The organism is Streptomyces sp. NPDC001744, from assembly GCF_042892575.1.
In the GTDB taxonomy this organism is placed as follows: domain Bacteria; phylum Actinomycetota; class Actinomycetes; order Streptomycetales; family Streptomycetaceae; genus Streptomyces.
The window spans coordinates 22388-49296 of sequence record NZ_JBIAUG010000003.1; the positions used below are offsets into that span (position 1 = coordinate 22388).

Sequence of the window (26909 nt, forward strand, 5' to 3'; positions counted from 1 at the left end):
GGCCGGTTTCCCGCCGGATGCCACGGGAATCTCGCGCGGGGCCTTCGCCTCGTACGGGCCGCACGGTCCGCGCGCGAGGAGGAAGGGCCGCGAGGCGTCTCACTCGCGGCTCGGTAGAGGCCTCGGAGGGCATCGCGAGCACTCGTCAGCCGAATATGACCGATTGGGCACTGTCCTTGAACGAAAGTGCTCATCGGGTGAACGAAATCGGCGTCCGGGTCACGGGGGGCCCCGCCTGACCTGCGCGGAACTCCCCGTGCCCCGTGGCCGTGTCAGCCGGTGCCGGCCTCCATCGCCGCCACCAGACTGGCGGGACGCATGTCGGTCCAGACGTTCTCGATCCGCTCCAGGCACTCCTGGCGCGATCCCTCGGCCCCCTCGCGCTCCCAGCCACCGGGGACGTCGAGGTGCGCGGGCCAGAGGGAGTACTGAGCTTCGTGGTTCACCAGCACGACGAAGCGTCCCGACTCGTCATCGAAGGGGTTGCTCACGTTCCCACCCGTTCTCGGTTCTTTGGTCTGTCGCTTTTCACACGTGGTTCACCCGGGCGTTCCGGGAGGCGGGACGGCTTTTTCCGCAACCGCTCGGATCATGCGTCGCCCCTCCCGGGGGAGCGCCATTCCGATCGCGGAAGCCGGCGATCGGTCCTGCCCCGACAGGGCGCGACGAGCGCCTCCCGGCCAAGACTTCCCCCCGAAACCGAACTCACGCCAATCACATTAAAGGATTCGGCTCGTTCACGTATGCGGACCGCTTCGTTACTCGTCGGTAATTCATCGGTCGGCAAGACCGGGAAGGGTCCCCGGCATATGCCGATCCCCGCATCGCCTTACACATCCGGCCACAACAAGTCCAGTTCGACCTCATTTACTGGCTTATCGCCCTCACCTTTTCGGCTACCCGCCCAGCGCGCCCACATTTTCTCCACTCCGCGCTCTCATGAGCGCGCCGCGCTCCCATGCGCCGGGTATGCGCCCCGCCCGGGAGGCAACCTCACGCCAGAAAAAGCGGTCCGGACCGGCCGGCCCGGACCGGCCGGTGGCCGACCGACGGCCTGCCGGTGGCCGACCGGCCGCGTCCCGGAGCCCCGCTCCCGCCGCTCCGGCCCGCCACGCGTGGCCGGAAGCCGCCCCCGTCCGACGCCTGTCCGGCGCCCCGTTCCGTCCCGGGGCGCCGGTACAGGCGTCGGACCTCCGATCCCGGGCAGGAGGGGGTCATGAAGATACTGATCGTCCTGGTGGTCATCGGCCTCGTCGTGGCCTGGTACTCGAGTTCGCGGAAGAGGCGGTGACCGGCCGTCCTGAGACGCGAGGAGCCGTCGGCCCCCGGCGCGGGCACCTCCCGGCACTCCCGCGGGACGGCCGTACCGATGTCAGACCCTGCTCGTAGCGTCGTTCACGAGGGTCCGGACCGGCCGGGCCACGGCTCCACGGGGGCAGAGCATGGGTGAGATCACGGTCCGCGCCGAGGACATGGACCGTCTGCTGAAGGACAGTTCGAGTTCGTACTCCGCCCCGTACCAGCGGGCCTTCGGCGAGATAGCCCTCTCGCACCGGGGCCGGGACGCCGCCGAGATCGTGCCGCTGCTCCGCGCGGCCGCCGACGCCGCGTTCCTGGGGTTCACTGGCACGGACCTCGCCGAGCAGGCCGAGGCCATCAGCGCGGGCCGCCCCTATGTCCTGCGCGTCACCGTCCGCTGATCCACGCGTGCCCCTCTCGCCGACGCCCTCGTCCCCGGCCGTCCTCGTGGACGCCTCGTTTTCCCCGGTGCGCCTCCCTCCGGCCCACGCGCGGAACGCGCGGACGGGGTCCTCCCGGCACGAAGCCCGCCGGCGGGGGGCACGCGCCACGTTACACTCCACTGCCGGAAGGAGCGTCCTTCCCCGGTGCTGGGCCGCGACGACCGCATCTCCCGGCTGCCGGACATCGAAGGAGTTCGAGCATGGATGCCCCGCATGCGGTGGGCGTGCCCGACCCGGCGGTGTCCGGGCACGTCGCTTTGGAGGTGAGCCCGTTGCCCGGTCGCCCTGGGATACGAGCCAGTGGTGAGATCAGCGAGGCCACCCGTCCCGCGTGGGAGGAAGCCTTGTCCGAACTGGCCCGTCGGCACGTGGACGTGTCGTACGTGGAACTGTCGGACGTGGCGTTCGTGGACGTGGCGGGGGTGACGGCGCTCGCGGTCACCGCCATGACCCTGCCCGACGGCCGGATGGTGGTGGAGCACCCGCCGCCGCAGCTGCCCCGGGTCCTGGAGATGTTCTGGCCCGGCCAGTGCCGGATCGAGGTGGCGTCGCGATGAGTATGGTGACCACCGACGAGATGTTCGAGCACCCGGCGTTGTTCTACGGCTCCGCGCGGGAGTACACCGAGCAGACCGTGGCGTTCGTGCGCCGGGGCCTGGACGCCGGCGAGCCGGTGGCGGTGGCCGTTCCCGGCCCCAACCTGGAACTGATCAGGGCGGGGCTGGGCCCGGACGCCGAGGGCCTGACGCTGCTGGACATGACCGAGGCCGGGCGCAATCCGGGCCGGATCATCCCCGGTGTGCTCAAGCGGTTCGCCGACGCCCACCCGGAGGGGCGGGTGCGGATCATCGGGGAGCCGATCTGGGCGGGCCGCAGCGCGGTGGAGTACCCGGCCTGCGCGCAGCACGAGGCGCTGATCAACCCGGCCTTCGAGGGCCGCGCGGTGACGATCCTGTGCCCGTACGACGAGTCCCGGCTGGACCGGGCGGTACTGGCCGAAGCGCGTGCCACCCACCCCACCGTCATCTCGGGCGGCCGTGAGGAGATCAGCGACGCCTACGACTGGGAGGCGGTCGTCTCCCGGCACAACGAGGTGCTGCCGCCGGCCTCCGGGGCCGAGGTCTTCCCCTACGGGGCCGAGGAACTTCCGGCGGCCCGCCGTTTCGCCGTCGACCGGGCCGTGCGGCTGGGCATCGCCGGGGAGCGGCTGCAGGACGCGGAACTGGCGGTCGCGGAGCTGACGACGAACAGCGTCGTGCACGGCGGCGGGCGCGGGACGCTGGCGGTGTGGAGCGAGGACGGCCGGGCCGTCTTCGAGGTCCGTGACGCCGGACGGCTGACCGATCCGCTGGCCGGCCGCAGGCCGCCGCTACGGGGACAGCTCGGCGGCCGGGGCCTGATGCTGGTCCACTACGTCTCCGACCTGGTGCGCGTGCACACCGGGGACGAGGGCACGACCGTGCGTTTCTACCTCGCTCCGTGAGGGGAGCCGGGCGGCGGCCAGGGACCGGGGACGGCCGCCCGGTCGCCCCGGAACGGCGGCCCGCCCGCCGGCCCGGTGGGCGGACGGTCCCGGTGGAGGGCACCCTCCACGGGGGTGGCGCCCCGCCCCGCCCGGCGCCGGCGGTCCACCCGGAGGACCGTCACAGATAGCGGCGGATCGGCTGGACGGCGAGTTCCCGGGCGCGTTGCAGCGCGGAACGCCTCTTCCAGCGCCCGGCCCGGACGAGCGAACTCGCCTCGATGTCGGCGTCGAAGTGGGAGTCCAGGGTGGCGGTGAACTCCTCGTCCAGGACCGCGAGCATGACCTCTTCGTCGTGGTCGAGGGAGCGCCGGTTGAAGTTGGTCGACCCGACGAGGGCGGCGATGCGGTCCACGGTGATGACCTTGGCGTGCATCATGGTCGGCCGGTACTGGTGGATCTTCACGCCGCAGGCGAGCAGGTCCTCGTAGAAGTGCTGCCCGGCGAGCTGGCAGACCCGCTTGTCGGTGTGCGGTCCGGGCAGCAGGATCTCCACCTCCACCCCGCGCCGCGCGGCGGCGCACAGCAGCTCGATGAAGTAGGCGTCCGGGGAGAAGTAGGCGGTGGCCAGCCGGAACCGCTCCTCGGCCGACTCGATCATGACCCGGATCAGGGTCTGCATGTCCTGCCAGCCGAAGCTGGCCGAACCGCGCACCACCTGCACCACCGCGTCGCCCTGGGGGCGGTGGTCCGCGAACCGGTCCCGGTCGTCGAAGAGCTCGTCGTGGCACTCGGCCCAGTTCTGCGCGAACGCCGCCGCGATGCCGTCCACGGCGGGTCCGAGCACCTTGACGTGCGTGTCCCGCCACTCGCGGGGGTTGCGGGCGTCGCCGCACCACTCCTCGGCGATGCCCACGCCACCGGTGAAGGCGACCTGCTCGTCCACGACCAGCACCTTCCGGTGGCAGCGGTGGTTCTGCTTGAGCGGCGAGAGGTACAGCGGCCGGCGGAACCAGGCCACCTGGACGCCCGACCGCTCCATCTCCGTCAGCAGTTCCTTGTCGATCAGCCGGCTGCCGAAGCCGTCGAGGAGCAGCCGCACCCGGAGGCCGTCCCGGGCCCGCTCCGCGAGCGTCCGGGCGAATTCACGGGCGATGTCGCCCTTCCAGTAGACGAAGGTCATCATGTCCACCGTGTGCTCGGCGGAGCGGATGCTCTCCAGCATGGCGGGGAAGATCTCGTCCCCGTTGCGCAGGGGGACCAGGGCGTTGCCCTCGGTGGCGGCGATGCCGATCAGGCGCTCCAGGCGCCGGCGTATGCGTGCCGCGCGTTCGGTCGTGGATCTGCCGCCCTCCTCGTGGTCGGCGGACCCCGATATGTCCTCTGTGCCGGTCACCTTTCTCTCCTTTCGACCCGTCCACGAGGGAACGTGCGGGTCCACGCGCACCCGGTCCGGTGGCGACCGCCCTCATGAGGTGCACCGGGGAATGTAACCCCGATGGGGCCGGGGACTCATTCCCGGGCCGGGCGCCGGAGTGAGTGCCGTCACACGTCACCGGAAGGAATGACCCGGCACGGAGGGCTGACGGTTTCCATGAATCCCCCGCATCTCCCTCTCCGCAACCGCACCCTTCCGAGGTGTGATTCCGGCTCAGGGGGTACCCGATCAGCAAAGCGCCGCCGTCCCGGGGCGGTGCCCGAAGCTGGAGCCCCCATGCACCGAGCCGGTTTCCCCGTCCCGCCGCCCCGCCGCGAGATCAAGTGGAACACCACCGCCCGCCTGATCACCGACGCCTGCCGCGTCCCCCTCGGCGCCACCGTCCACTACCGGTCCCGCTCGCCCTTCGTCGTCGAGCTGGCCCTCCACACCCCTTCGGGCGAGGTGGTCTGGAGGCTGGACCGCGACATGCTCCTCGCGGGCACCGAGGCGCCCACCGGCCTCGGCGAGGTGCACATCCGGCCCGCCCCCTACGAGCAGGTCGTGCTGCGTCTGGGGGACCCCTCCCACGCCGCTCTGATCAGCCTCGACCGCCATCACGTCCTGCGCTGGGTGACCACCTCGCACAGCATGGTGCCCGTCGGCACCGAGAGCTCCCACATCGACTGGCAGCCGTTCCTCGACGTCCTCGCCGGCTGACTCCGCCCGGGAGCGCGGGGCCCCCGGTCCCGAACCGGCGCGTCACCGGCCGCCCCACGGTTCCCGGCGCCCTCGCGGGCGCGCCGCCGGGGGGAGCGTGCGGCACGGCGGGTCCTCTCGCACGGGCGCCTTCGTGGGCCCGGCCGGAACCGGGCCCACGAAGGCGTCCGTCGGTGCGGGGCTTCTCAGCGGCGCCCTCTCAGCCGGGCGAGGAACCCCCGGGCCTGGGCCCGTTTCCGGGGGTCGGCGGCGGCTCGTCGTACCGACGCGATCGCCCGCTGCCCCTGAGGGCTGCGGCCGAAGCTCCTGATGCGGCTCAGCAGTGCGGACATGGGGCCTCCTCGTACTCGTTCCACTCGGTACTCGTCGTGTCCTGCGGGTGATGCCTACCGGAAGAACGCCAGGTAGTAGTCCGTGAGCGTCATGCGGTGGTGCCCGTCCGCGTCGTCCTGCCCGGGCACGAATTCCGGGGCGTTCCTGATCTGTTCCCGGGTACGGCCGACGAAGACCGTCTCCGTCGCCCGGTCCACGGCGGTGACGATGCCGGCCGGGATCACGACCTGCCGGCCGAGGATCCACGGACCGGTGTCCACGACCAGGTGCCCCCGGCCGACCTCGGCCGAGTGCTTGTCGACCTTTCCGATGCCGCCGTCCGTGGCCTCGACCGCGTATCCGGTCAGATCCGTACCGGCCGCGTGGGACGCGGTCTCGGAGAAGGACCAGATGTCGGGGTGCATGCCTGCCCACTTCCTCTCTGCCGGGACGGTCGTGACGCGCGTCCCGTGCTGTTTTCCCGCTTGTTGCCCGGCGCGGCCCGTTCACACGGCCGGCCGGGAAGTACGCGCGCCGCCGGCCGGTCCCGTCGTCAGCGCCCGCGGTGCTTCGCCGGCGGTCCGGCCCCGGCCGGGCGGCCGGACCCGTCGCGCCCGTGGCCCCGGGCGACCCCCTTCCGGGGCCCGGCGTCCTTTCCCCTGGCTCCGGGACGGGGCCGCGCGGACGCGCTGGTCGCCGGGCCCGGCCGTGCGGCGGTTTCCCCGGCGGCGGGCGAGGGTGCCGTACGGGAGGCGGGGGCCGTGGCCGGCGGCGAGGCCGGTTCCTGGCGGGCCGTCGGGGCCGTCGGAGATCCGGCGGTACGGTCCTGCCGGGCGGCCGGGGGCTCGGCGACGTTCTGGCGCGGTGCCCGGGGGACGTCTCCCCCGTCGGCGCCGGTCGGTCCGCCGATCGAGCCGGTCAGCGCGGCTCCGAGCACGGCCAGCGTCGCGCCGGCGGCGAGGGCGCGGCCGGGCCGGCGGGGAGCGGAGGAGGAAGGGGCCGGAGACCGGACGCCCGCGACCGGTGCCGTCGCGCGCGACGGCCCGCCGCTCCTCCGGGTCCTCTCCGGGAGGCCGGGACCGTGCGGGGGCGGTGAGGCCCGGTACCCGTCCCCCAGGGCGGTCAGGGTCCGGAAGCAGGTGTCGGCGTCGGGGCGCCCGGTCTCGTCCGCGTCCGTCATGGCCTCCACCAGTTCGGCGAGGTCCGCGGGGAAGCCCGGGGGGACGACTGGGGGCCGGTGCAGTCGTGCCAGCGCGGCCTCCAGGGGCGCGCCCGCGTACTCCAGCTCGCCCTTCAGGGACTCCAGGAGGACCAGCCCGAGGCTGTAGACGTCCGCGGCCGGTCCCGCGCCCCTGCCCAGCACCTGTTCCGGCGCCAGGTACGCCGCGGTCCCCACGAGGGGTCCGGTGTCCGCGCGGGTGGTGTCGAGGGACCGGGAGATGCCGAAGTCGGCCAGGTGCGGGGCGCCCGTCTCGTCCAGGAGGATGTTCGACGGTTTGACGTCGCGGTGCACGACCCCGGCCGCGTGCACATGGGCCAGCGCCGAGGCCAGGGCGGCTCCGGTGCGGACGGCCTCACCGGGCGTCAGGGGTGCCTCGGCGATGCGCCGCCGCAGGGTGGTTCCCCTGACGAGCTGCATCACCAGGTAGGGACGGCCCTCCTCCCTGCCGGTGTCGTACACGGTCACGAGGCCCGGGTGCCGCATCCTGGCCAGCAGACGGCCCTCACCGCCGAAACGCTCCTCCATCAGGGAGTCGCCGTCCGGCCGGAAGAGCTTGACCGCCACCGGCCGCCGCAGCCGCAGATCCAGACCCTCGTACACGTCGGCCGCGCCGCCGCGCCCCAGCAGGTCGTCGAGCCGGTACCGGCCGGCGACCGCGTGGGCCGTGAGCCGGAGATCCGGTCGGACCGACCACGAACGGACCTTCATCGGTGCTCCCTGTGTCCCGTTGTCGCCTTCCGCCGTCCGCCCGTCCACGTACGCCGGCTCTCCGTACCCCGGTCACGTGCGCGCGGGTTCCCCGCGCCGTCGCGCCGGTTCCGTACGGTCCCGTCGCGGGCTCCCGTGTCCGGGCACGGAACTACGGGTGCCCTCCCCGCGCCGAAACATCCGCGCGGTGACCGGAAGACCCGGCGGGAGGGCCGCCCGGACCGTGGCGGGGGGCGCGTCCCCGTCGGGCCGGTGCGCGCCGACTCCCTTTCCCCACAAGCTCGTTGGCGGGCGTCTGCGAACCCTCCGACGGGGCACACGTACCCCATGACCGTTCCCAAGACCGGTGTCCTCGTCCTCGACAGCACCGACCCCGAGCCCCTCGCCCGCTTCTACGCCGCCCTGCTCGACGCCACCGTCGAGCCGAGCGACGGCGACCCCGACCTGCTGCTGCTCTCCGGTTCCGCCGGTGTCGTCCTGGGCATCCGCCGCGACCCCGGCCAGGCGCCGCCGAGCTGGCCCCGGCCGGACGACTCCCAACAGGCCCACCTGCTCGTCCTCGTGGCCCCCGACGACCTCGACGAGGCCGAACGGGAAGCCGTGTCCCTGGGCGCGCGCCCCGTGTCCGCCGACCAGAACGGCACCCGGCTGGACCGGCGCACCGACACCCGCCGCTACACGGACCCGGCCGGTCACGCCTTCGTGCTCGCCCCCGCGCGGAACGTTTCGGCGTGACGCCCGGGGGCAGCCGCCCCCACGTGCCCGTCCGCACCGCAGAGGAGGACGATCATGAGCCGTCACGAGCGCCGGCGCACCCTGCCGGCGGACGCCCCGCCGCGGACCGCGCCCCGGGAGTCCGTCGGCGAGAGCGGTGACGTCGAGGCCCGCCGGGAGGCGGAAGCGTCGCGGGAGCGCCGTGGCGGGGGCGCGGACGACGAGGGCGGCACGACCGCCAAGCGCCGCGCCCCCGGCCTGGGCCGCGAGGAGCAGCGACGTCCGCACGGACGGAGGGGCGAGGCCGGGACCGGGGAGAGCTGACGGATCCGCGCGCGGCCGGTGGGGTGACGGCAGCGGCCGCGCCGTCACCCCACCGGCCGCGCCTCCCTGGGAACCAGCCGGCAGCGGGCCGGACCCGCCGCCTGGAGAGTGATCGCCGAGGTGACCGGCACCTCGGTGTCGACGGCCTCGAAGCCGTGGCGCTGGAGGAGCATCGCCAGGGCGATCACCGACTCCAGCATCGAGAAGTGCTGACCGATGCAGGCACGCGGACCGCCGCCGAAGGGGAACCAGGCGTACCGGGGCCGGGCGGCCTCCGCCTCGGGCGTGAAGCGGTCGGGGTCGAAGCGCTCCGGGTCCTCCCAGAGGTCCGGGTGCCGGTGGGTGACCCAGGGGCACACGATGACGTCCGCGCCCGCCGGAATGGCGACGCCCCCCACCTCGGTGGCGGCGACGGCGCGGCGGCCGATCACGGGAGCCGCCGGGAAGAGGCGCATGGCCTCCTTGAGGACCCGGGTGACGTAGGGCAGCGCGTCGAGGTCGGCGGCGCCGGGGGTACGGCCGGCGAGGACCCGGTCGACCTCCTCCCGGGCCCGTTCCTGCGCCTCCGGGTGGCGGCCGAGCAGATGGAGGGCGAAGCCCAGGGACGTGGCGGTGGTCTCGTGGCCGGCGAGCAGGAAGACGAGGACCTGTTCGCGCAGTTCGGTGGCGTCGAAGCCGCCGTCCTCGGCGCTGCCGGCCCCGACGAGGAGGGTGAGGAGGTCGTCGCCCGCGTCCGGGGCCCGGCCGGACTCCCGGCGCTCGGCGATGATCCGGTCGCAGACCTCGTACAGCGCCCGGTGGACGGCGGCGGCGCGGCGGTTTCCGGGGGTGGGCCAGGTGCGGGGCACGTTGACCGGGGAGTAGCCGCGGCGCAGCACGTAGGCGCCGAGTTCGGGGAAGCTGCTCTCGACGATCTCCACGGCCGCGTCGACGTCGGTGCCGAAGAGGATGCGGGCGACGGCGCGCAGCGCGAGCCGGGCCATCTCCTGGAGGACGTCGACGGTTTCGGCGCCGCCGTCCCGCCATTCCCCGGCGAGGACGCCGACCTCGGCGGCGACGGCCGCGGCGTAGCCGTCGACGCGGCGGCGGGTGAACAGGGGCTGCACGAGCCGGCGCTGGCGGAGGTAGTCCTCGTCCTGGCTGGTGAGGAGGCCGTTGCCGAAGGACTCCCGGAGCTCCTGGTAGAAGGTGTTGTCCTTGCGGAAGTTGGCAGAGTCGCCCGCCAGGATCCGCTGTGCCCCCTCGGCGGAGAAGACGCCGTAGACGGTGGTGCGCAGGCCGGGCGGCCCGGCGGTGATCCGTACGACGTCCCCGTGTTCGCGCCGGGCGCGCAGGAAGGTTCCCAGTGAGTCGTTCTTGAGGTCGAACAACGAACCGAGCAGGGGAAACCCCGCGAGTTCGGGTGCTTCGGCACCGGTGGTGATGGCCATGAAGGATCCCCCTCGATCGTCACCTGCGGGCCGATTGTCCCCCAGGAGGTGACTCACGGGTAGGGACGTTCCGCCGGCTTTCCGTGTCCGCTCCGCCGGCCGGTGCGGCGCGCCCGTGGTCCGTGGCGCCCGGAAGGCCTCTCCACGGGCCGGACCGCGCGCCCGGAGCGCGGCGGGCGCCCCGCGACGATCCCGCGACCGGCCACCGACCGCGCGGGCTCCGTCGCCCCCGTGGCCTTCCGGCGGGAGGCACCGTGCCACGTCCCCGCCCCGGAGGCGGACGGGGCCGTTCCCCGGGGCCGCCCGGGGCCGCCCGGCGGCCCCGGGCGGGGGCCGGGCGCGTTCCGTACCCTGGGCGGCATGCGCATGCGTCCCACCCTGACCTGGACCCCCACCGAGGACCTGCCACCGGCCACCACGGACCTGCGGCCGGTCGTCGACGCGCTGGACGCCGGCGGCGTGCTGGTGCTCAGCGGGGCGGGCCTCTCCACGGAGTCGGGCATCCCCGACTACCGGGGCGAGGGCGGGAGCCTGAGCCGGCACACCCCGATGACCTACCAGGACTTCACCGGCAGCGCCCGCGCCCGGCGCCGGTACTGGGCACGCAGCCACCTCGGCTGGCGCGCCTTCGGCCGAGCCCTGCCCAACGCGGGGCACCGGTCCGTGGCCGCCTTCGGGCGGCACGGCCTGCTCACGGGTGTGATCACCCAGAACGTCGACGGTCTGCACCAGGCCGCCGGCAGCGAGGACGTCGTGGAGCTGCACGGAAGCCTGGACCGGGTCGTCTGTCTCTCCTGCGGCGCCCTCGGCCCGCGCCGCGAGCTCGCCGAACGGCTGGAGGAGGCCAACCCGGGGTTCGAGCCGGTGGCCGCGGGCATCAACCCGGACGGCGACGCCGACCTCACCGACGAACAGGTCGGGGACTTCCGCGTGGTGCCCTGCGCGCTCTGCGGCGGCGTCCTCAAACCGGACGTGGTGTTCTTCGGGGAGGCCGTTCCGCCGCGGCGGGTCGAGCACTGCCGCGAGCTGGTCCGGGAGGCGGACTCGCTGCTGGTCCTGGGCTCCTCGCTGACCGTGATGTCCGGGCTGCGCTTCGTCCGCCAGGCGGCCCAGGCCGGAAAGCCCGTGCTGATCGTCAACCGGGACCCGACGCGGGGCGACCGGTACGCCCTCACGCGGGTCGCGCTTCCCCTGGGGGCGGCCCTCACCTCCGTGGCCGGTCTGCTGGCCGTCCCCGTGGGCGACGCCGGGCGGTGACCCGGCCGGTCCGGGACTCCCCCGCTCCCTCCACCGGCGCGCCGGGCGGTCCTCGTCCCGCCCGTCCGGCCTGTCCGGCCCACCCGGCAAACACATGTTCTCTGGGCCGAAGCACGCCCGGGAAAGTATGATCAAGCGATGTCTGACATGACCGAGACCACGCCCGGCTGGCTGTCCACGGACGAACTGGACAGCGCCAGGGCCCGGATGCCGATCCTGTACGTCGAGGCCGTGCCCGTCCGGGTGGACGACAGCGGCGAAGTCACCAGCGTCGGGCTGCTCCTGCGGATCGGCGCGGACGGCACGATCAGCCGCACCCTGGTGTCCGGGCGCGTCATGCACCACGAGCGGGTCCGGGACGCGCTGCTCCGCCACCTGGAGAAGGACCTCGGTCCGGTGGCCCTGCCCCGCGTCCCCGCCTCCCTGCAGCCCTTCACCGTCGCCGAGTACTTCCCCACGGCGGGCATCACCCCGTACCACGACCCGCGCCAGCACGCGGTGGCCCTCGCGTACATCGTGCCGGTGACCGGCGACTGCCGTCCCCGCCAGGACGCGCTCGACCTCGTCTGGTTCAGCCCGCAGGAGGCGGCCTCCCCGGCCGTGCAGAACGAGATGCCGGGCGGCCGGGGGATGCTGCTCAAGCAGGCCCTCGCGCACGTGGGCCACACCTACTGAAGCCTCCCCGCGCGGACGGGCGTCCCCCGGGCGGGTGGAGCGGACCCGGGGCTTCCGGGGCGGGCCGGACGCATGCGGTCCGGGCGGCGGGGTAGCCGGGGCGGTGTGCGGAGGGAAAGGAAGACATCATGAAACCGTCACGCCTCGTGTTCAAACCGATCTCGCTCGTCCTGAGCGCCGGGACCGGCGTGCTCGCGGGAGCCGCGTTCAAGAAGGCGTGGCAGGTCCTGGGGCACGACGACGACGCCCCCGACGCCACCGACGAGGACCGGGGGTGGCGCGAGGTCCTGCTCGCCGCGGCCCTGCACGGCGCGATCTTCGCCCTCGTGAAGGCCGCGGTCGACCGCGGCGGGGCGACGGCGGTACGCCGGGTGACGGGCGCCTGGCCCGCCTGACCCCGCCCCGTCCGCCGCTTCCGGCCACGAAGCGCCGCCCCGTCCGCGGGGCGGCGCTTCGCGTGGTGCGGGACCGGGAGCGTACGGCGAGGCCGGTACGGCAGAAGGAGGCAAGGCCGGTACGGCAGGAGGAGGTGCGGCGCCCGCCGGTCGTCGCGCGGGCGCCGCGCCTCCCGTCCGGTGCTCGGCTCCGGGGGCTCACTCGCCGCCGGTCGTGATCCGGGCGCAGGCCCGTACGACCTCGTGGAGGTCCATGCCCTCGTCGCGCAGGGCCCGCTGGCGGTCCGCCCCGCCGCCGTGGGCCAGATGGGCGGCGACCCCCTTCCGCGCCTCGGCGAGGTCGCCGATGTCGTCGAGGGCCTCCCCGACGTGGTCGAGCAGGGCCTCGAAGGCCGCCTCGGCGGAGGTCTCCCGCAGGGTCACCGGATGCAGGAGCGGCCCCTTGAGCCCCGACCGGGCGGCGCGCCAGGAAGCCAGCCGCAGGAGCCCGGCGGAGACGGGGGCCGGGGGCTCCCCGTCGCGCCAGGCGCGGGCGGCGGTCTCCACGAGACCGCGGGCGAGGGTGGCGATCAGCACCGTCGTGGCGGGTTCCAGACAGACGTCGGCGACCCTGATCTCGACGGTCGGATAGTTGGCGGAGAGGCGGGCGTCGAAGTAGATCATGCCGGGGTCCCGCAGGACACCGGTCTCCACCATGGCGTCGACCTGCTCGTGGTACCTGTCCGGGGTGCCGAACAGTTCGTACGGGCCGGCCGACGGCCAGCGGTTCCACACCCGGCTGCGGTAGCTGCTGTAACCGCTGTCCTCCCCCTGCCAGAACGGCGAGTTCCCGCTGAGCGCGTTCAGGAGGTAGAGCCAGGGGCGGATCCGGTCGAGGACGGCGACCCCCTCCTCGTCGGACTCCACGGCCACGTGGACGTGGCAGCCGCACGTCAGCTGCTCCTTGGTGGTGAGGGCGAACTGTTCCGCCATCCACCGGTACCTCGCGCCCAGGTGCCGGGACGGTTCGACGGGGACGGGTGAGGTCGCCAGGGCGGCGACGACCGCGTCGGACTCCCGGGCGTACCGCAGCGCCTCGCCGCGCCAGCGCACGATCTCCTTGTGCAGCTCCCCCATGTCCGTCAGCGGCCGGGTGGAGAACTCCAGCTGCTCCTGGTGCAGCTCCTTCTCGAAGACCTCTCCCGCTTCGTCGCCGCGCAGGGCGGCCGACGCCAGTACCGCCGACGACACGGCGAACGGCTCGCCCGTCCTGGCGTTGACGAGCATCAGCTCTTCCTCGACTCCTACCGTGCGCATCGACTCTCCCTGCTTCAGCGAATGCCCCGCCGCTCCGGCGTCCCCCGGGAGGAGGAGGCGGACGGGGCGGGACCAGAACTTTCACGCGTATGCCCGGTTCCGCGCTTGCGAAGCATCCGGATGTGGGTTAAAAGGCCTCCGGCTCGTCGCGGCCGGGGCGCCGTCGCCTTCCCGGTCCGCCGCCGAACGCGGCGACCGCGTCCGGTGGCGGACCGGAGGCCCGGCGGAGCCTCAGCCGTAGGTGACGGTGACCCGCTCGAACCCGAGGGCGCGCAGGAGGCCCTGCAGCATGGCGGTGGTGTTGCGTTCCGCGCGGGCGGCGAGGTCGCTCTCCCCGGCGGCCTGCCCGATGCACTGGGCGGCGAGGACGTGGACGGCGCGTTCGCTGCCGGGGTTGTCGGAGAAGAGGTCGCCCAGCCGGTCGAGGAGTCCCCGCTGTTTGGACACGGCGTAGGACCGCTCGGGGTCGAGGGACGGTTCGCCGAGCCGCGCGTGCGGCAGGCGGAGGGTGGCCGTGGTGCGTTCCTCGTCGACGGTGACGGCGTCCCGGCCGAGGCCCGCGAGGTCGACGTGGGCGCCGACGGTCCCGGCGGCCACGTACAGGGTGCGGGTGCCGCGGATCGCGTCGGGCAGGAACCGGGCGTCCTTCTCCAGGTCGACCACGACCTGATAGGTGCCGACGGCCCCCTCGTGGCGGTTCATGTCCTGGATCGACTTCAGGAGGACGGGGCCGGAACGGTCCTTGGTCTCCGTCCCGAAGAAGTCGCCCAGGACGGGCAGCCGGAAGAACCGGCCTCCCAGGACCAGCGCGAGGATCAGTGCGAGGACGAGGGCGAGGGCGAGGGCGAGGGGCCACCTGCCGGGGGGCCGTTCGCGCCGCCGCTTCTCCCGCGTGGGTCTGTTCTCCGTGTCATCCGCCATGCGCGTCTCGTGCCCGCGACACCTCCGGTCATTCGGAACTTCCTTCTGGACGGCGGATGTCGGGGCGCACGCGACAGACGGGGCCCCTGTAGCGCCGGCCGCTCCGGGGGCGGTCCGGCCCGTCCGCGCCGGCGCCCCGGTTCCGGGTTGTCCCGGCGCTTCCCGGGTAGCCGCACCTCCTCGGAGAAGTCCTGGTGCTTCTCGTCCGAAGAGACCCGACGATGGGGGGCGGCACATGAGGATGTGGAGACGCGGCCGGAACGGGGACGAGGCGGCGAAGACGGGCGGCGGCGCACCTTCCGTACCGCCTCCCCCGCCCCCTCCGCCGCTCCGGCCGTCCGAACCGTCACGGTGGGCGCGTTGGTCGCGGTCGCCCCGGCCGCCCCGGCCCGCTCCGGCGGAGGAGGGAGCCGCGCGGCCCGGACCGGGCCCGGTGGTGCGGGTGCTGGTGGCCCTGACCGCCCTCGTGGGCATGGTGGCCTTCGCGATCGTCCTGGCCCGGCTCACCCTGAACGCGTCCCCGGCCTCCGCCTCCCTCACCCACAGCAATCTGACGCCGGGCAGCTCCATCCGCGCGTATATGGGGCAGCCCGTCTTCCTGGAGACGGTGAAGCAGGTGGGCGGCAACGTGCTGCTCGGCGTGCCGTTCGGCGTCCTGCTGCCCCTGCTCTCCCCCAGGACCCGCGGCCTGGTGCGCGTGGCCCTGCTCACGGTCGTGACGATGCTGCTCGTGGAGCTGGTGCAGGGCGCCCTCATCACGGGGCGCGCCTTCGACATCGACGACGTCCTGCTGAACACGACCGGCGCCCTGCTCGGCTATCTGCTCGTCGGCCGGCGCCTGGGGCGCGCGGTGCACCCGCGCGTCCGGCGCCGGTGGTGGTCACGGCGCGCTCCCCGTCCGGCGCGGTGACCGCGAGGAACGGGCCTCCGGCGGACGGGCGCCCCGTCCGCTTCGTCCGCCGGTCACCGGTCACCGTCCGCCGGTCCGGCGGCACCGGCTCCCCGCCCCGTCAGGGCTGCGGGACACCGGAGCGGCGCTGGTCGCTCTCGTCGCGGAGGACCTCGGTGTGCCGGGTGAGCGTGTCGACGCGCTCGGCCAGGTCCGGGTGGCGGGGAGCGAGGTGGCGCCGGGTGCGGGCGAGGGGTTTCAGGAGGAGTGCGGGGTCGCTGTCCGCGAGGGCTTCGCCGAGGTCGTTCCGGAGGGCGGCGGGGAGGGTGTCGAGGGCGGTGATCTGTCCGGCGAGCTGGCGCAGGTCGAAGGCGTTGTCCCGCGCCCAGGCGGTGACCGTGCGGTCGGCCGCGCGGCGGTCGCGGGTGGCCTGGACGCGCTGTTCCCCGGTGGTGCCGGGGTTGCCGGGGCGCACCCGCAGGTAGCGGCGTTCGGCCGCCTGGCGGCTGGTGACGCCCAGGGGGTGGGCGAGGTCGGCCCAGCTGGCGCCCGCGTCGCGGGCGGCCTCGATGAGGCCGGGCTCCCATCCGGCGAGCTGTTCGCGCAGTTCGCGCAGGAGCAGAAGGGCCGTGAGCGCTTCCTCGGAGGACGCGTCGGGACGCGTGTCCGGGGGCGCGTCCGGAGCGGACCGGGCCTTCCGCACGGTCTCGTTCATCGCGGCGAGGGCCGTGAGGGCTGCGTGGAAGGTGACGGGGTGGCCGGCTCCTGTCATGCGATCACGCCCTCTCCATCTGTCGTCCAAACATTGACAAAACTGATGTCGTCCATCCGTTGCTTCTGGAGTTGTCGTCCATCCGTTGACATGTTACAACGGAGTCGGGTGAAGCGCATTGGCAGTCACTGCCCGATCCGACTGGAGGTGTTTCGCGATGTTGATGCGCACCGATCCGTTCCGCGAACTCGACCGGCTCACGCAGCAGATGCTGGGGACGAACGGCACGTGGTCCCGTCCTTCCGCGGTCCCGATGGACGCCTACCGCGAGGGTGACGCGTACGTGATCGTCATGGACCTCCCCGGTGTGTCGACGGACGCCATCGACATCGACGTCGAACGGAACATGCTGACGGTCAAGGCCGAGCGGCGCCCCGTCGCGAAGTCCGACGACGTCCAGATGGAGCTGTCCGAGCGGCCCCTGGGCGTCTTCTCCCGACAACTGATGCTGGCCGACACGCTCGACACCGAGAAGATCACGGCCGACTACGAGGCGGGCGTCCTCACACTGCGCATTCCGATCGCCGAGCGCGCGAAGCCGCGCAAGATCGCCATCGGCCGGAGCGACGACCGCAAGCAGATCGGCGGCTGATCCGCCCGAGGCGGGGAGCGGACGAGGGCGGGAGCCCGTCCCTTCCTCCTCCGCTCCCCGTCGTCCGCCTCCCCCACCCGAAGGAAGGGGCCGTGATGAGACTGCGATGGCACGCGTTCCTCGACCGCGTGCGGGAACGCGGTGACTACGGCACGCCCCAGGAAGCCGAACGCGCCGCCCGCGTCGTCCTGGCGCTGCTCGGCGCCCACCTGGTCGGTGACGTGCGGGCCGCGCTCGCCGCCCACCTCCCCGAGACCTTCGCCGTCGTCCTGCTCAACCCCCTCCGGGCCGCCGAACCGCTCTCGCCGGAGCGCTTCGTGCGCGCGGCGGCCGCCTGGATCGAAGGGGCCACCGAACGGACCGCGGCCTGGGACGTCGGCGCCGTCCTCAGCGTCGTCGCCGACGCCGCCGGAGAGGAACTCACCGACCGGATGCTCCTCCAGCTCCCTCCCGGCTACGACCTCCTGTTCGGCCGGCCCCACCCGTCCCGGTAGCGCCGGCCCGTCCCGTCGAAACCTGTTCGTCCCGCCCGGCCGGACCGGGCCCGAAGAGAACGGCGATCCCGTCACCATGACCCTCCAGACCGAGACGACGACCTCCGCCCCCGCACCGGCCCGTGGCGGAACGTCCTACGTCAGCCTGCTCGAACGCGTCCGCTACGAGGGTGCCTACCCCACTCGCGAACGCGCCGAGCAGTCCGTGCGCTCCGTGCTGGCCGCCCTGGGACGGCAGCTCGTGGGCGAGGAACGGGTCGATCTCGCCGCCCGTCTTCCCGTAGAGGCGGCCCTGGCCCTCACCGCCGAGGTGCCCGCCACCACCCCCCTCACCGGCTGGGAGTTCGTCAAGGACCTCGCCCGGCGCACCGGCGGCAGTCCCGCCACCACCCGCTGGGACGTCGGGGCCGTCCTCGCTCCCGTCGCCCAGCTGGCCGGGACCGACCTGGTCGACCGCATCGTCGAACAGCTTCCTCCCGGTTACGCGCTCCTCTTCGGCAGGGTCGAACTCCCGTCGCCCCACCGTCCGGGCCGCACCGCGCGCTCCCTCACCGGCCGGAGCGCCGCCGGGCGCCGGACGGACGCCTGAGCCCCCTCCGCGCACCCGTCCGGGAAGGCGTCCGGCCGCAGCACCGGGCGCCTTCCCGGACAGGACGGTTCAGGGGGTGGCGACGAGACCGCCGAGCCGGGGGGCCAGCCACGGCCTGCGACCGCCGGCCCGCATCCGGCCGAGGACGACGGCCTTCCAGACCGGGACGCGCCGGAAGGAGACCAGCAGGAACGTGGCCGGCTCCGCCGTGATCCGGCAGTCGTAGACCCGTGGCGGCGCGTCGCGGGTGACCGTCATGGTCCCGTCCTCGACGACGACCGCCAGCCGGAGGCCCCCCTTGATCACGAGGTCGAACGCGATGCCGACCCCCCGCGCCTTCTCCACGTCCAGGGCCGCCGTCATCATCGTGGGCATCGACTGACCGAGGACGAGGCGCGCCTCGTCCGGGCCGACGGACCACGGGAGACCGGCGCCTCGCGCGATGTCCAGGCCGTGGACGAGGGTCTCGCCCAGCATCAGACCGGTCACCGTCGCCAGGGTGAGCGGCAGTCCCCCGTACCAGGGCGCGTCGAGGGGGGTGTCGGGGGCGAGGCCCCGGGTGACGCGCAGGAACGCCTCGCCCCGCTCGGCGACGAAATCGGCCGGGCGGACGCCTTCCCCGGCGCCGAACAGGGTGACCGACCGGGCGTTCAGAGCGGTGATCCGCTCGGTGAACGTCCCTTCGGCGGGGGGCAGGACACCGTCCCACTCCACCGGCTCACCGGGAGAGGCGACGGAGGTGTACGCGAGATAGACGGCCGCCAGATGCGCGCCGACGTCACCGACCGACCACACCGGGACCCCGGAGGCCGCGTCCGGATCGGGCACGGCGCGGAGCAGCCGGACCAGTCGCGGGATCGCGGCGGCCAGCGCGGCACGGGTCTTCTCGTGCTCGGTGACGGGATCGAACGTCATGACGGTTCCCACGGCACTCCCCCTGATCACTGACGGACTCGCAGGTTACCCCCGAGTAGCACGGCTGCGACAGAGTCCTCCTCCGCCCCGGCGGCCGCGGGTCCCTCCGCGCGCCTCCCGGCCCGCGCCGTACGCGACCGGGGCCACCGGGCACGGACGGCCCTCCCCCGGAAAGGGGCCGGTGCGCGCCGGGCGCCCCCGGCCCCCCGGGGGGGCGTCCCGCCCGACGGGGGGGCGGGACGCGCCGGGGGATGATGGAGGGGTCCGGCCCCGCGTGGTGGGAGGCCGGACGCGACGTGGGGGAAACGCCCGGGTGAGTCCGTGCCGGGACACCGTGACGCGCGAGGGAGGCAGGGCACGAGGTGGACGACGAGATCCCGCCCTTCGCGCCGGAGCACCGCGGACTGCCCTTCGCCGGTGAGGCCGCCGGGGCCCTGCTCGACGCGGGAGGCAGGATCGTCGGCTGGACGCCCGCGGCGGAGAAGCTGCTCTCCCTGCCCGCCGACCGGGTCTGCGGACGTCACATCCGGGAACTGCTCGGGGACGCGGGCCCCCGGCCCGCGCCGTCACCCGGACGGCGGACGGAAGCCCGGTCCGGCGAGGCCGTGGTGCGCACGGGCGGGGGCGAGGAGGTGAGGGTCGACTTCCAGGTCCTGCCGCTCGCGGACGCCGGGGACGGCGCGGGACCGGGGCGGTACTTCGTCCTCGCGGCCCCCGCGGGAACGGCGGCCCGCTGGAGACAGGACCAGGCGTTCACCACCGAGCTGTTCCTCCAGGACCGGCTGGGCCTGGCCGTGTTCGACACGGAACTGCGACTGGTCAGGACCAACACGCACCTCCTTCCGTACACCGGGCTCGGGCCGGACCTGCTCGGCCACCGGCTGACGGACTTCCTGCGCGCCGAGGACGCGGCGGTGCTCGAACGGCATCTGCGCGAGGTGCTGCGGACGGGGCTGCCGCTGGTGCGGGCGGAGGAGACGGTCCGCACCCTCCGGGAGTCGGGGGGCGGAGCGGTGATGGCCGTCTCGGCGTTCCGGCTGCAGGCACCCGACGGGCAGGTGTTCGGCGTGACCGCGCTGTTCACGGACGTCACCGAACTGCGCCGCACCGGTGAGCGCCTGTCCGTGCTGCACCGCGTGACCGCGGCCGTGGGCGGTTCGCTGTCGGTCGCCGGCACCGCCGAGGACCTGGCGTCGGCGCTCGTGCCCGCGGTGGCCGACCTGGCCGTGGTGGAGATCGCGGAGGCGGTGTTCACCGGGGAGGAGCCCGGCCCCGCCCCGGACGGCGGCATGACCCTGCGCCGTACCGCCGTCGCGGGGCGCGCGGCCGCGGAGGCTCCGGCCGACCCCGGCGCCCCCCTCGACCCGCTCACCTCGATGGCCGTCGCACTGCGCGCCCGGGGCGGTGTGCTGGGGCGCGTGACCGTCCACCGCGACGCCGACGGGCCGCCCTACGAGGCGGCCGACCTGCACCTGCTGCACGAGATCGCCGGGCACGCCGCCCTGGCCCTGGACAACGCCCGCCGCTACACCCGCGAACACCGCGCTTCCGTGGGGCTCCAGCGCAGTCTGCTCCCGCCGTCGCAGGCCGAGACCGTCGCCGTGACCACCGCCGGCGTCTATCTGCCCGCCGACACGGCCACCGGTGTCGGCGGCGACTGGTTCGACGTGATCCCGCTCTCCTCCGCCCGGGTCGCCCTGGTCACCGGCGACGTCGTCGGGCACGGTCTCGCGGCCACGGCCATGATGGGGCGCCTGCGCACCGCGGTGCGCACCCTCGCCGACCTCGACCTGGAGCCGGACGAACTGCTGGTGCACCTGGACGACCTGGTCTCCCAGCTGGGCGTGGAGACCGACGGGGGCGACGCGTCCGACGACGCGCCGGAGTCCGCCCGCCCCCGGACCGACCCCATCGGCGCCACCTGTCTGTACGCCGTCTACGACCCGGTCTCCCGTCGGCTCGCCGCGGCCTCCGCCGGGCACCCCCCGCCGGCCGTGGCCGTCCCGGACGGGACCGTCGCCTTCGTCCCCGTGAGTCCGGGCCCGCCCCTGGGCGTGAGCGGGCTGCCCTTCGAGACGGCCGAGATCGACGTGGCGCCGGGGAGCATCCTCGCCCTCTACACCGACGGGCTGATCGAGACCCGCGAGCGCGACGTCGACGAGGGCATGGCCGAGCTGGCGCGCCGCCTGTCAGCGCCGGGGGTCTTCGACACGCCGCTGCGGGACCTCGGCCGCGATATCGTCGCCGACCGCCCCTCCCGCCACCTCACCGACGACGTCACCCTCCTGCTCGCCCGTACCCGCGCGCTGCCCTCCCGGGACCACGTGGTCTGGCCGGTGGCCTCCGACCCGGCCGCCGTGGGCGAGGTGCGCGAGGCGGCGACCCGGCAGCTGGACGCCTGGGGGCTGGCGGAGCTGGCCTTCACCACCGAACTCGTCCTGAGCGAGCTGGTCACCAACGCCATCCGCTACGCGGGCGGGCCGGTCGAGGTGCGCCTGATCCGCGCGGGGCGTCTGATCTGCGAGGTGTCCGACCCGAGCGCCACCCAGCCGCGGATGCGCCGCGCCCTGCTCACGGACGAGGGGGGCCGGGGCCTGTATCTGGTCGCCCAGCTCACCACGCGGTGGGGCTGCCGCTACACCCGGCACGGAAAGACGATCTGGGCGGAGCAGGAGATGCCGGAGGAGGGCGCGCTTCCCGCGCGGTAGCGGCGGTGCGGGACCGCGGGCGTCCGGTCCCGTGGTCACCGGCCGCGGCGATCGGGCCGGTCCGGCCGGTCGCGCCGGCCGGACCGGAAGTCGCGGAAGGTCCGGGGCTGCCGCGGCGGGTCCGGGACGGGCACCTCCCGGGTGCCCTCGCGGACGGCCCGTCCGGCGGTCCCGGCGTCGACGCCCGCGAAGACCAGGACGTCCTGGGCGACCAGCCGTACGCCCTCCCACACGGCGACCGTGGGCGCGGGTCCCTCGTCGGGGGCGTCGCGGACGACGTCCAGGGCCCAGCGGGTCGCGTGCCGGCGCACCGCGCGGCTTCCGGGGGCGGCCGCGAGGGCGCCCAGGACGCCCGACAGGGCCCGCAGCGTCGGGGCGAACTCCTGCCGGCCGCGCGTGTCCAGGGCGAGGGCGCGGCGGATGAGGCTGAAGCAGCTGTGACCGAGCATGTCGAGCTGCAGCGCGGTGGCCGTCTCGCGGGTCAGGGGATCCCTGCCGCGCCTCCGGTGGAGGGTGCGGCCGGTGACGTCGAGGCTGTCGGCGCGCGCCCGGTCCAGGTCGTCGAGGAGCGTGTACACCGCGCGCACCTCGTCCCAGGTGCGGAAGGTCCGCTCGTCGTCCGAGGCGTCCAGTTCGCGCGCCGTGAAGTCGAGGGCGTTCGCCAGGCCGGTCAGGGTGGCGGACTCGGCCCTCCTGAGCAGGGCGAGGGGGTGCACGGGGAAGAGGAGCTGGCTGAAGACGAGGGCGACGCCGCCGCCGAGGAGGGCGTCGAGGACGCGGTCCACGCCGGCCTGGCGCCCGGCGGCGACGCAGATGACGGCGCCCACGGCGGCCTGGGCCATGGTGATGCGCTCGCCGTCGAGGACGAGCGCGACGAGGAGCGCGCAGAACACCGCCAGGCCGAAGGCGGCGCTGCCGTGGCCGAGGAGGGCGTAGGCGAGGTCCCCGACGACGACGCCGGTGATGACGCCGACCAGGACCCGTACGGTGTTGGTGCCGCGTCCGCCCAGGGGGGTGTTGAGCGCCACGAGGGTGGCGATCGGGGCGAACAGGGGGACGTGGTGGTCGATGAGGTCGTCGGCGATCCACCAGGACAGGGCGGCGGCGACGGCCTGCTGGACCATCGGCCACAGGTTGTCCCCGACGCGTTTTCGGATCGTGGCCATCGTCCCCCTTTCCGTCCGTTCCCGTGGTCTCCCGTCCGGGGCGCCCCGCGCGGTTCCGCGGGCCTCCGGGGCCGGACGCTGCAAGCCTGACCGCGGACCCCGCCCGGTGTGCCCCGGTTGCGTCCGAGTGCCGTAACGCGTTCCTCCGTTCCGGCACGGAGCGCCCGCGGCACGGCCGTGGGACGTATCGTGCCCGGGCCCGGGGGCTATGAAGGCGCGGTGGCATACGAGACGAGTGGTGAGCAGTACGCGTTCGGGGCCGGGGACTACCGGGCCGTGGTGACGGAGCAGGGCGGCGGTCTGCGGGAGCTGACGTACCGGGGCGAACCGCTGGTGCTGTCCTACGGGACGGACGAGCCGGCGCCCGCCGCGTTCGGGCAGCTCCTCATTCCCTGGCCGAACCGGATCGACCGCGGCCGTTACGTCTTCGACGGCACGGCCCATCAGCTCGACCTCTCCGAGCCGGAGCGCGACTGCGCCCTCCACGGGCTGACCCGGTGGGTTTCGTGGTCCCCCGTCGGGCGCGCCGGCGACCGGGTGCTGCTGGGGTGCCGGCTGCTCGGTTCGACCGGGTACCCCTTCCGGCTCGACCTGGAGGCGGCGTACGTCCTCGACGCCGACACCGGACTGACCGTCCAGGTCACGGCGGTGAACGCGGGTTCGGTGCCGGCGCCCTACGCGCACGGCGCGCATCCGTACCTCACCGTCGGCGAGCCCCTGGACGACTGTGTCGTCCGGGTCCCGGGCGGGAAGTACCTCCCCGTCGACGAGCGGATGATCCCCCAGGGACCCCCGGTGGACGTCGAGGGCACCCCGTACGACCTGCGCGGGGGGCGCCGGCTGGGCGGGCTGGCCGTCGACCTGGCCTTCACCGCGCTGGAGCGCGACGAACGGGACCGGGCCTGGGTCCACCTGTCCGGCCGTACCCGTACGACCTCCCTCTGGCTGGACGCCGCCCAGCCGTGGCTGGAGGTCTACACCGCCGACGACGTGCCCGCCGCGCACCGGCGCCGCGGGCTCGCGGCGGAGCCGATGACCGGGCCGCCCAACGCCTTCGCGAGCGGCACGGACCTGGTGCGCCTGGAACCCGGCGCGGGCTTCACCGGCTCCTGGGGGATCGTGGCCGGCTGAGCCGTCAGGCTCCCGTCCGGTCCGCCGGTCCGCCGGCGACGTCCTCGAAGAGGCGCCGTCCCGGCTGGTGCCACCGCTCCGGGGCGGGAAGCCGGTCGGCCCGCTCCGGGCCCCAGCTCCCCGGGGCGTACGGCAGGGGCGGTTCGGCGGGGTCGAGGACGGGGGCGACGATCCGCCAGCACTCCAGGATCGCGGGGAAGAAGGCGAAGCACTCGGGGTCGCCGACGACGGCGCCCCGGAGGATGTTCTCGTACGGCAGTTCCTGTCGTCCGAGGACCTTGGCGAAGTCGACGCCGATGGGCACGGTCATCGGGCGCCTCACGCCCTCCTCGGGCTTGCGGAGCACCAGGTCGGCCCGGATGCCGGTGTCGCCGTCGACGCGGAAGCGGATGAGGTTGGGCGGGGTCGTCCCGGTGTCGCCGCCGAAGAGTTCCAGCGGGGGCGTGCGGAGCTGGACGATCACCTCGGTCGCGGTCACGGCCAGCGACTTCCCGCTGCGCAGGTAGAAGGGGACGCCGGACCAGCGCCAGTTGTCGATGAACAGGCGGGTGGCGAAGTACGTCTCGGTGGTGGAGCCCGGCGCGACGCCCTCGACGTCGAGGTAGCCGTCGTACTGGCCGCGTACGGTGGCGGCGGGGTCCATCGTGCGGGTGGCGTGCAGCACCCGCCACTTCTCCAGGCCCTGGGCACGGGCGTCGGAGGCGCTGGGCGGGTCCATCGCGAGGAAGGCGAGGACCTGGAGCATGTGGTTCTGGACGACGTCGCGCAGACAGCCCACGGAGTCGTAGAAGGAGCCGCGGTCGGCGACGTCGAAGTCCTCGGCGAGGGTGATCTGGACGTTGTCGACGTAGGAGCGGTGCCAGATCGGGGCCAGCAGGGTGTTGGCGAAACGGGCGACCATCAGGCTCTCCACCGCGGTGTTGCCCAGGAAGTGGTCCACCCGCAGCAGGTGGTGGTCGTCGAAGCAGGTGTTCAGGTCCTCCTGGAGCTTCCGCGCGGAGGCCAGGTCGTGGCCGAACGGCTTCTCGACCACCAGACGGGCGTTGCGGTTCAGGCCCGCTTCGGCCAGGGCGTGGGCGACGGTGGTGAACAGGGTCGGCGGGATGGCCAGGTAGTGGACCACGAAGCCGTGTCCGGCGACGGCCTCGCGCAGCCGGGCGAAGGTGTCCCGGTCGGTGAAGTCGCCGGTGACGATGGAGAGGCCCCGGGCGAACCGGTCGAAGACGGCTTGGTCGAAGTCGGGGACGGCGGCGGCGATCGACTCCCGGGCGTGCCGGCGCAGCGCGTCGTCGTCCCAGTCGCCGGCGGCCACGCCGATGACGGGGACGGTGAGCCTGCCGTCCTCGGCGAGGCGGTACAGCGCGGGGAACAGCATCTTCTTGGTGAGGTCTCCGGTGATCCCGAAGAGCACGAGGGCGTCGGCGCGTTCGAGGGCGGCGGGGCCGAGGAGGGTGTCGCTCATCGCGAGCTTCCTTTCTGCGAGGTCGTCTCCCGGGAGCCGTCCGACCGGTCCGGGGCGTGCTTGAAGCGGGCGTCGAGGGCCTTCTCGATCTGCTCGGCGTCCCGGCCCCTGGTCTCGGGCAGGTACCGGCCGACGAAGAGGAACGCGAACAGGCAGATCCCCGCGAAGATCCAGAAGGTCTCGCCCTGGCCGATGAGGTTGGCCAGGGGCAGGAAGGCCAGGCTGACGATGAAGTTGGACACCCAGTTGACGGCGGTGGACAGGCTCGATCCCTCGGCCCGGACGGACGGCGGGAAGATCTCCCCGATCAGCGTCCAGAAGACGGGGCCGAGGCCGCCCGCGAAGGCGGCGATGTAGATCACCATGAACATCAGGGTCAGCCCCGAGCTCATGTCCACGACGAACGCGAGGCCCAGCAGGAAGATCGAGACCGCCATCAGGCCGAGCGAGACGAGGACCATGGGACGCCGTCCCACCCGGTCCACCAGCTTGATCGCCACCAGCGTCATGATCAGGTTGATCAGGCCGATGAACACCGAGTAGAAGATGGCGTTCGACGCGTTGAGGCCGGTCTGCTGGATGATGGTCGGCGCGTAGTAGATGATCGTGTTGATGCCGGCGAACTGCTGTACGGCCGCCAGGGTGAGGCCGACGATCAGGGCGGGCCGCACGTCGGGGGCCAGCAGCCGCCGGATCCCCTGCCCGCCCGTCGCCTCCTTCCGCGACTGCTTCTCGCGCTCCGCGTCCATGCGCTGCCGGGCCCGCCGGATCAGTTCGTCCGCCGTCGGCCCGTCCGTCAGCGCGGCGATCCCCCGGCGCGCCACGTCCTCCTGGCCGTGGGCGATCAGCCACTGGGGCGACTCGGGCAGCAGCCACAGCGTGGCCGCGATCATGAGGAGGGCGGGGACCGCGCCGACGGCGAACATCGCCCGCCACGTCCCGCCGCCCGCGAAGGCGAGGTTGACGAGGTAGGCGACGAGGATGCCCACCGTGATCATGAGCTGGTTCATGGTGAGCATCCGGCCGCGGATCTTCGTCGGCGAGATCTCCGAGAGGTAGACCGGGACCGTCGCGGACGCGGCGCCGACGGAGAGGCCGAGGACGATCCGGCCCACCATGAGCACCGGGTATCCGTTCGCCAGGGACGCGATCGCGGTGCCGACGAGGAACACGAGGCCGATGAGGCGCAGGGCCTTGCGCCGGCCGAACCGGTCGGCGAGGCCGCCCGCCGAGCTGGCGCCGATCACCGCGCCGATGAGCAGGACGCTGACCACGCTGCCCTGTTCGAAGGAGTTGAGGTCGAAGTCCTCCTTGATGTACAGCAGCGCCCCGGAGACGACTCCCGTGTCGAAGCCGAACAGGAAGCCGCCCAGCGCGATCGCGACCGCCCAGAGGGTGATCTTCCTGGTTCCCTCCGGCCCGACCTCGGTCAGCGGACCGTGGGTCCCCGGTTCTCTGGAAAATCCCTGAACCATGCGATGCCCTTGTCTTCTCGATGGCCGATGCGGCCATAGTCACCGTCCGGCGGTGGTGACGACATCTGTGCGGGCGATCGGGTGAAGGGCGGGGCCGCCGTACGGGGGAGGCCGCCCCGGG

28 protein-coding genes are annotated in these 26909 nt (G+C 73.8%); 15 read left to right on the forward strand and 13 right to left on the reverse strand.

Annotated features, from left to right (window positions below; translation table 11 throughout):
• Positions 1 to 272 precede the first annotated feature (272 nt).
• Complete coding sequence (locus ACFYZY_RS04495) at positions 273 to 491, reverse strand: MbtH family protein (protein WP_388689400.1); 219 nt, start codon at positions 489 to 491, stop codon at positions 273 to 275.
• A gap of 951 nt (positions 492 to 1442) precedes the next feature.
• Between ACFYZY_RS04495 and ACFYZY_RS04500 the strand changes: the two genes are divergently transcribed.
• The 3 genes from ACFYZY_RS04500 to ACFYZY_RS04510 all read left to right on the forward strand — a co-directional run bounded on the left by ACFYZY_RS04500 (position 1443) and on the right by ACFYZY_RS04510 (position 3225).
• The gene (locus ACFYZY_RS04500) at positions 1443 to 1700 is read left to right on the forward strand and encodes a hypothetical protein (RefSeq protein ID WP_388689402.1); all 258 of its coding nucleotides are present in this window, start codon (positions 1443 to 1445) and stop codon (positions 1698 to 1700) included.
• A gap of 242 nt (positions 1701 to 1942) precedes the next feature.
• Positions 1943 to 2299, forward strand: a complete 357-nt coding sequence (locus ACFYZY_RS04505; protein ID WP_388689404.1) for an STAS domain-containing protein — start codon at positions 1943 to 1945, stop codon at positions 2297 to 2299.
• Entirely contained in the window at positions 2296 to 3225 is a 930-nt protein-coding gene (locus tag ACFYZY_RS04510) for an anti-sigma factor RsbA family regulatory protein (RefSeq protein ID WP_388689406.1), read from the forward strand. Before ACFYZY_RS04505 ends, ACFYZY_RS04510 begins: the two co-directional genes overlap by 4 nt.
• A gap of 160 nt (positions 3226 to 3385) precedes the next feature.
• Here ACFYZY_RS04510 and ACFYZY_RS04515 read toward each other — a convergent pair whose 3' ends face one another.
• A complete protein-coding gene (locus tag ACFYZY_RS04515) occupies positions 3386 to 4582 on the reverse strand; it encodes a phosphatidylserine/phosphatidylglycerophosphate/cardiolipin synthase family protein (RefSeq protein WP_388689984.1) in 1197 nt (398 codons plus the stop codon).
• Between the two features lie 336 nt (positions 4583 to 4918).
• On the opposite strand from ACFYZY_RS04515, the gene ACFYZY_RS04520 reads away from it, so the two are divergent.
• Complete coding sequence (locus ACFYZY_RS04520) at positions 4919 to 5341, forward strand: SsgA family sporulation/cell division regulator (RefSeq protein ID WP_388689408.1); 423 nt, start codon at positions 4919 to 4921, stop codon at positions 5339 to 5341.
• 185 nt (positions 5342 to 5526) lie between these two features.
• On the opposite strand, the gene ACFYZY_RS04525 is transcribed toward ACFYZY_RS04520, so the two are convergent.
• From ACFYZY_RS04525 to ACFYZY_RS04535, 3 genes are all read right to left on the reverse strand, one after another.
• Entirely contained in the window at positions 5527 to 5673 is a 147-nt protein-coding gene (locus ACFYZY_RS04525) for a hypothetical protein (protein ID WP_388689410.1), read from the reverse strand.
• Between the two features lie 54 nt (positions 5674 to 5727).
• Positions 5728 to 6078, reverse strand: coding sequence for a PRC-barrel domain containing protein (locus ACFYZY_RS04530; RefSeq protein WP_388689412.1), 351 nt, complete (start codon positions 6076 to 6078; stop codon positions 5728 to 5730).
• A gap of 128 nt (positions 6079 to 6206) precedes the next feature.
• A complete protein-coding gene (locus ACFYZY_RS04535; RefSeq protein ID WP_388689414.1) occupies positions 6207 to 7583 on the reverse strand; it encodes a protein kinase in 1377 nt (458 codons plus the stop codon).
• Between the two features lie 327 nt (positions 7584 to 7910).
• Between ACFYZY_RS04535 and ACFYZY_RS04540 the strand changes: the two genes are divergently transcribed.
• A complete protein-coding gene (locus ACFYZY_RS04540) occupies positions 7911 to 8318 on the forward strand; it encodes a VOC family protein (RefSeq protein WP_388689416.1) in 408 nt (135 codons plus the stop codon).
• A gap of 54 nt (positions 8319 to 8372) precedes the next feature.
• Entirely contained in the window at positions 8373 to 8621 is a 249-nt protein-coding gene (locus ACFYZY_RS04545) for a hypothetical protein (RefSeq protein ID WP_388689418.1), read from the forward strand.
• 44 nt (positions 8622 to 8665) lie between these two features.
• Here ACFYZY_RS04545 and ACFYZY_RS04550 read toward each other — a convergent pair whose 3' ends face one another.
• On the reverse strand, positions 8666 to 10051 hold the full coding sequence (locus tag ACFYZY_RS04550) for a cytochrome P450 (protein ID WP_388689420.1): 1386 nt from the start codon (positions 10049 to 10051) through the stop codon (positions 8666 to 8668).
• 360 nt (positions 10052 to 10411) lie between these two features.
• On the opposite strand from ACFYZY_RS04550, the gene ACFYZY_RS04555 reads away from it, so the two are divergent.
• The 3 genes from ACFYZY_RS04555 (at position 10412) to ACFYZY_RS04565 (ending at position 12378) form a co-directional block, all read left to right on the forward strand.
• Positions 10412 to 11308, forward strand: a complete 897-nt coding sequence (locus tag ACFYZY_RS04555; RefSeq protein ID WP_388689422.1) for an NAD-dependent protein deacetylase — start codon at positions 10412 to 10414, stop codon at positions 11306 to 11308.
• 147 nt (positions 11309 to 11455) lie between these two features.
• Positions 11456 to 11983: an NUDIX hydrolase family protein gene (locus ACFYZY_RS04560; RefSeq protein WP_388689985.1), complete on the forward strand. Its 528-nt coding sequence runs from the start codon at positions 11456 to 11458 to the stop codon at positions 11981 to 11983.
• Between the two features lie 128 nt (positions 11984 to 12111).
• The gene (locus ACFYZY_RS04565; RefSeq protein ID WP_388689424.1) at positions 12112 to 12378 is read left to right on the forward strand and encodes a DUF4235 domain-containing protein; all 267 of its coding nucleotides are present in this window, start codon (positions 12112 to 12114) and stop codon (positions 12376 to 12378) included.
• A gap of 198 nt (positions 12379 to 12576) precedes the next feature.
• On the opposite strand, the gene ACFYZY_RS04570 is transcribed toward ACFYZY_RS04565, so the two are convergent.
• Both ACFYZY_RS04570 and ACFYZY_RS04575 read right to left on the reverse strand, forming a co-directional pair.
• Positions 12577 to 13674, reverse strand: a complete 1098-nt coding sequence (locus ACFYZY_RS04570; RefSeq protein WP_388689426.1) for a glutamate--cysteine ligase — start codon at positions 13672 to 13674, stop codon at positions 12577 to 12579.
• Positions 13675 to 13905: 231 nt separating this feature from the next.
• Complete coding sequence (locus ACFYZY_RS04575; protein WP_388689428.1) at positions 13906 to 14595, reverse strand: DUF4230 domain-containing protein; 690 nt, start codon at positions 14593 to 14595, stop codon at positions 13906 to 13908.
• Positions 14596 to 14836: 241 nt separating this feature from the next.
• On the opposite strand from ACFYZY_RS04575, the gene ACFYZY_RS04580 reads away from it, so the two are divergent.
• Positions 14837 to 15505, forward strand: a complete 669-nt coding sequence (locus ACFYZY_RS04580; protein ID WP_388689986.1) for a VanZ family protein — start codon at positions 14837 to 14839, stop codon at positions 15503 to 15505.
• 100 nt (positions 15506 to 15605) lie between these two features.
• Here ACFYZY_RS04580 and ACFYZY_RS04585 read toward each other — a convergent pair whose 3' ends face one another.
• Entirely contained in the window at positions 15606 to 16256 is a 651-nt protein-coding gene (locus ACFYZY_RS04585) for a type III effector protein (protein ID WP_388689430.1), read from the reverse strand.
• 157 nt (positions 16257 to 16413) lie between these two features.
• On the opposite strand from ACFYZY_RS04585, the gene ACFYZY_RS04590 reads away from it, so the two are divergent.
• The 3 genes from ACFYZY_RS04590 to ACFYZY_RS04600 all read left to right on the forward strand — a co-directional run bounded on the left by ACFYZY_RS04590 (position 16414) and on the right by ACFYZY_RS04600 (position 17931).
• Positions 16414 to 16848, forward strand: coding sequence for an Hsp20/alpha crystallin family protein (locus tag ACFYZY_RS04590; RefSeq protein ID WP_388689432.1), 435 nt, complete (start codon positions 16414 to 16416; stop codon positions 16846 to 16848).
• A gap of 95 nt (positions 16849 to 16943) precedes the next feature.
• Positions 16944 to 17342, forward strand: coding sequence for a DUF2267 domain-containing protein (locus ACFYZY_RS04595; RefSeq protein WP_388689434.1), 399 nt, complete (start codon positions 16944 to 16946; stop codon positions 17340 to 17342).
• A gap of 76 nt (positions 17343 to 17418) precedes the next feature.
• Positions 17419 to 17931 carry a DUF2267 domain-containing protein gene (locus tag ACFYZY_RS04600; protein ID WP_388689436.1) on the forward strand — a complete coding sequence of 171 codons (513 nt, stop codon included), beginning with the start codon at positions 17419 to 17421 and terminating at the stop codon, positions 17929 to 17931.
• Positions 17932 to 18000: 69 nt separating this feature from the next.
• Here the strand turns inward: ACFYZY_RS04600 and ACFYZY_RS04605 are convergent, their stop codons facing one another.
• Positions 18001 to 18846: a maleylpyruvate isomerase N-terminal domain-containing protein gene (locus ACFYZY_RS04605; RefSeq protein ID WP_388689438.1), complete on the reverse strand. Its 846-nt coding sequence runs from the start codon at positions 18844 to 18846 to the stop codon at positions 18001 to 18003.
• Positions 18847 to 19208: 362 nt separating this feature from the next.
• Here ACFYZY_RS04605 and ACFYZY_RS04610 point away from each other — a divergent pair, with 362 nt between their 5' ends.
• A complete protein-coding gene (locus ACFYZY_RS04610) occupies positions 19209 to 21554 on the forward strand; it encodes a SpoIIE family protein phosphatase (RefSeq protein ID WP_388689440.1) in 2346 nt (781 codons plus the stop codon).
• Between the two features lie 35 nt (positions 21555 to 21589).
• Here the strand turns inward: ACFYZY_RS04610 and ACFYZY_RS04615 are convergent, their stop codons facing one another.
• Positions 21590 to 22720, reverse strand: coding sequence for an aromatic acid exporter family protein (locus tag ACFYZY_RS04615; RefSeq protein ID WP_388689442.1), 1131 nt, complete (start codon positions 22718 to 22720; stop codon positions 21590 to 21592).
• Between the two features lie 219 nt (positions 22721 to 22939).
• Between ACFYZY_RS04615 and ACFYZY_RS04620 the strand changes: the two genes are divergently transcribed.
• Positions 22940 to 23851, forward strand: coding sequence for an aldose 1-epimerase family protein (locus tag ACFYZY_RS04620; RefSeq protein WP_388689444.1), 912 nt, complete (start codon positions 22940 to 22942; stop codon positions 23849 to 23851).
• A gap of 4 nt (positions 23852 to 23855) precedes the next feature.
• Here ACFYZY_RS04620 and zwf read toward each other — a convergent pair whose 3' ends face one another.
• Both zwf and ACFYZY_RS04630 read right to left on the reverse strand, forming a co-directional pair.
• Positions 23856 to 25313, reverse strand: coding sequence for a glucose-6-phosphate dehydrogenase (zwf, locus tag ACFYZY_RS04625; RefSeq protein WP_388689446.1), 1458 nt, complete (start codon positions 25311 to 25313; stop codon positions 23856 to 23858).
• The gene (locus tag ACFYZY_RS04630) at positions 25310 to 26788 is read right to left on the reverse strand and encodes a sugar porter family MFS transporter (protein WP_388689448.1); all 1479 of its coding nucleotides are present in this window, start codon (positions 26786 to 26788) and stop codon (positions 25310 to 25312) included. Before ACFYZY_RS04630 ends, zwf begins: the two co-directional genes overlap by 4 nt.
• Positions 26789 to 26909: the final 121 nt, after the last annotated feature.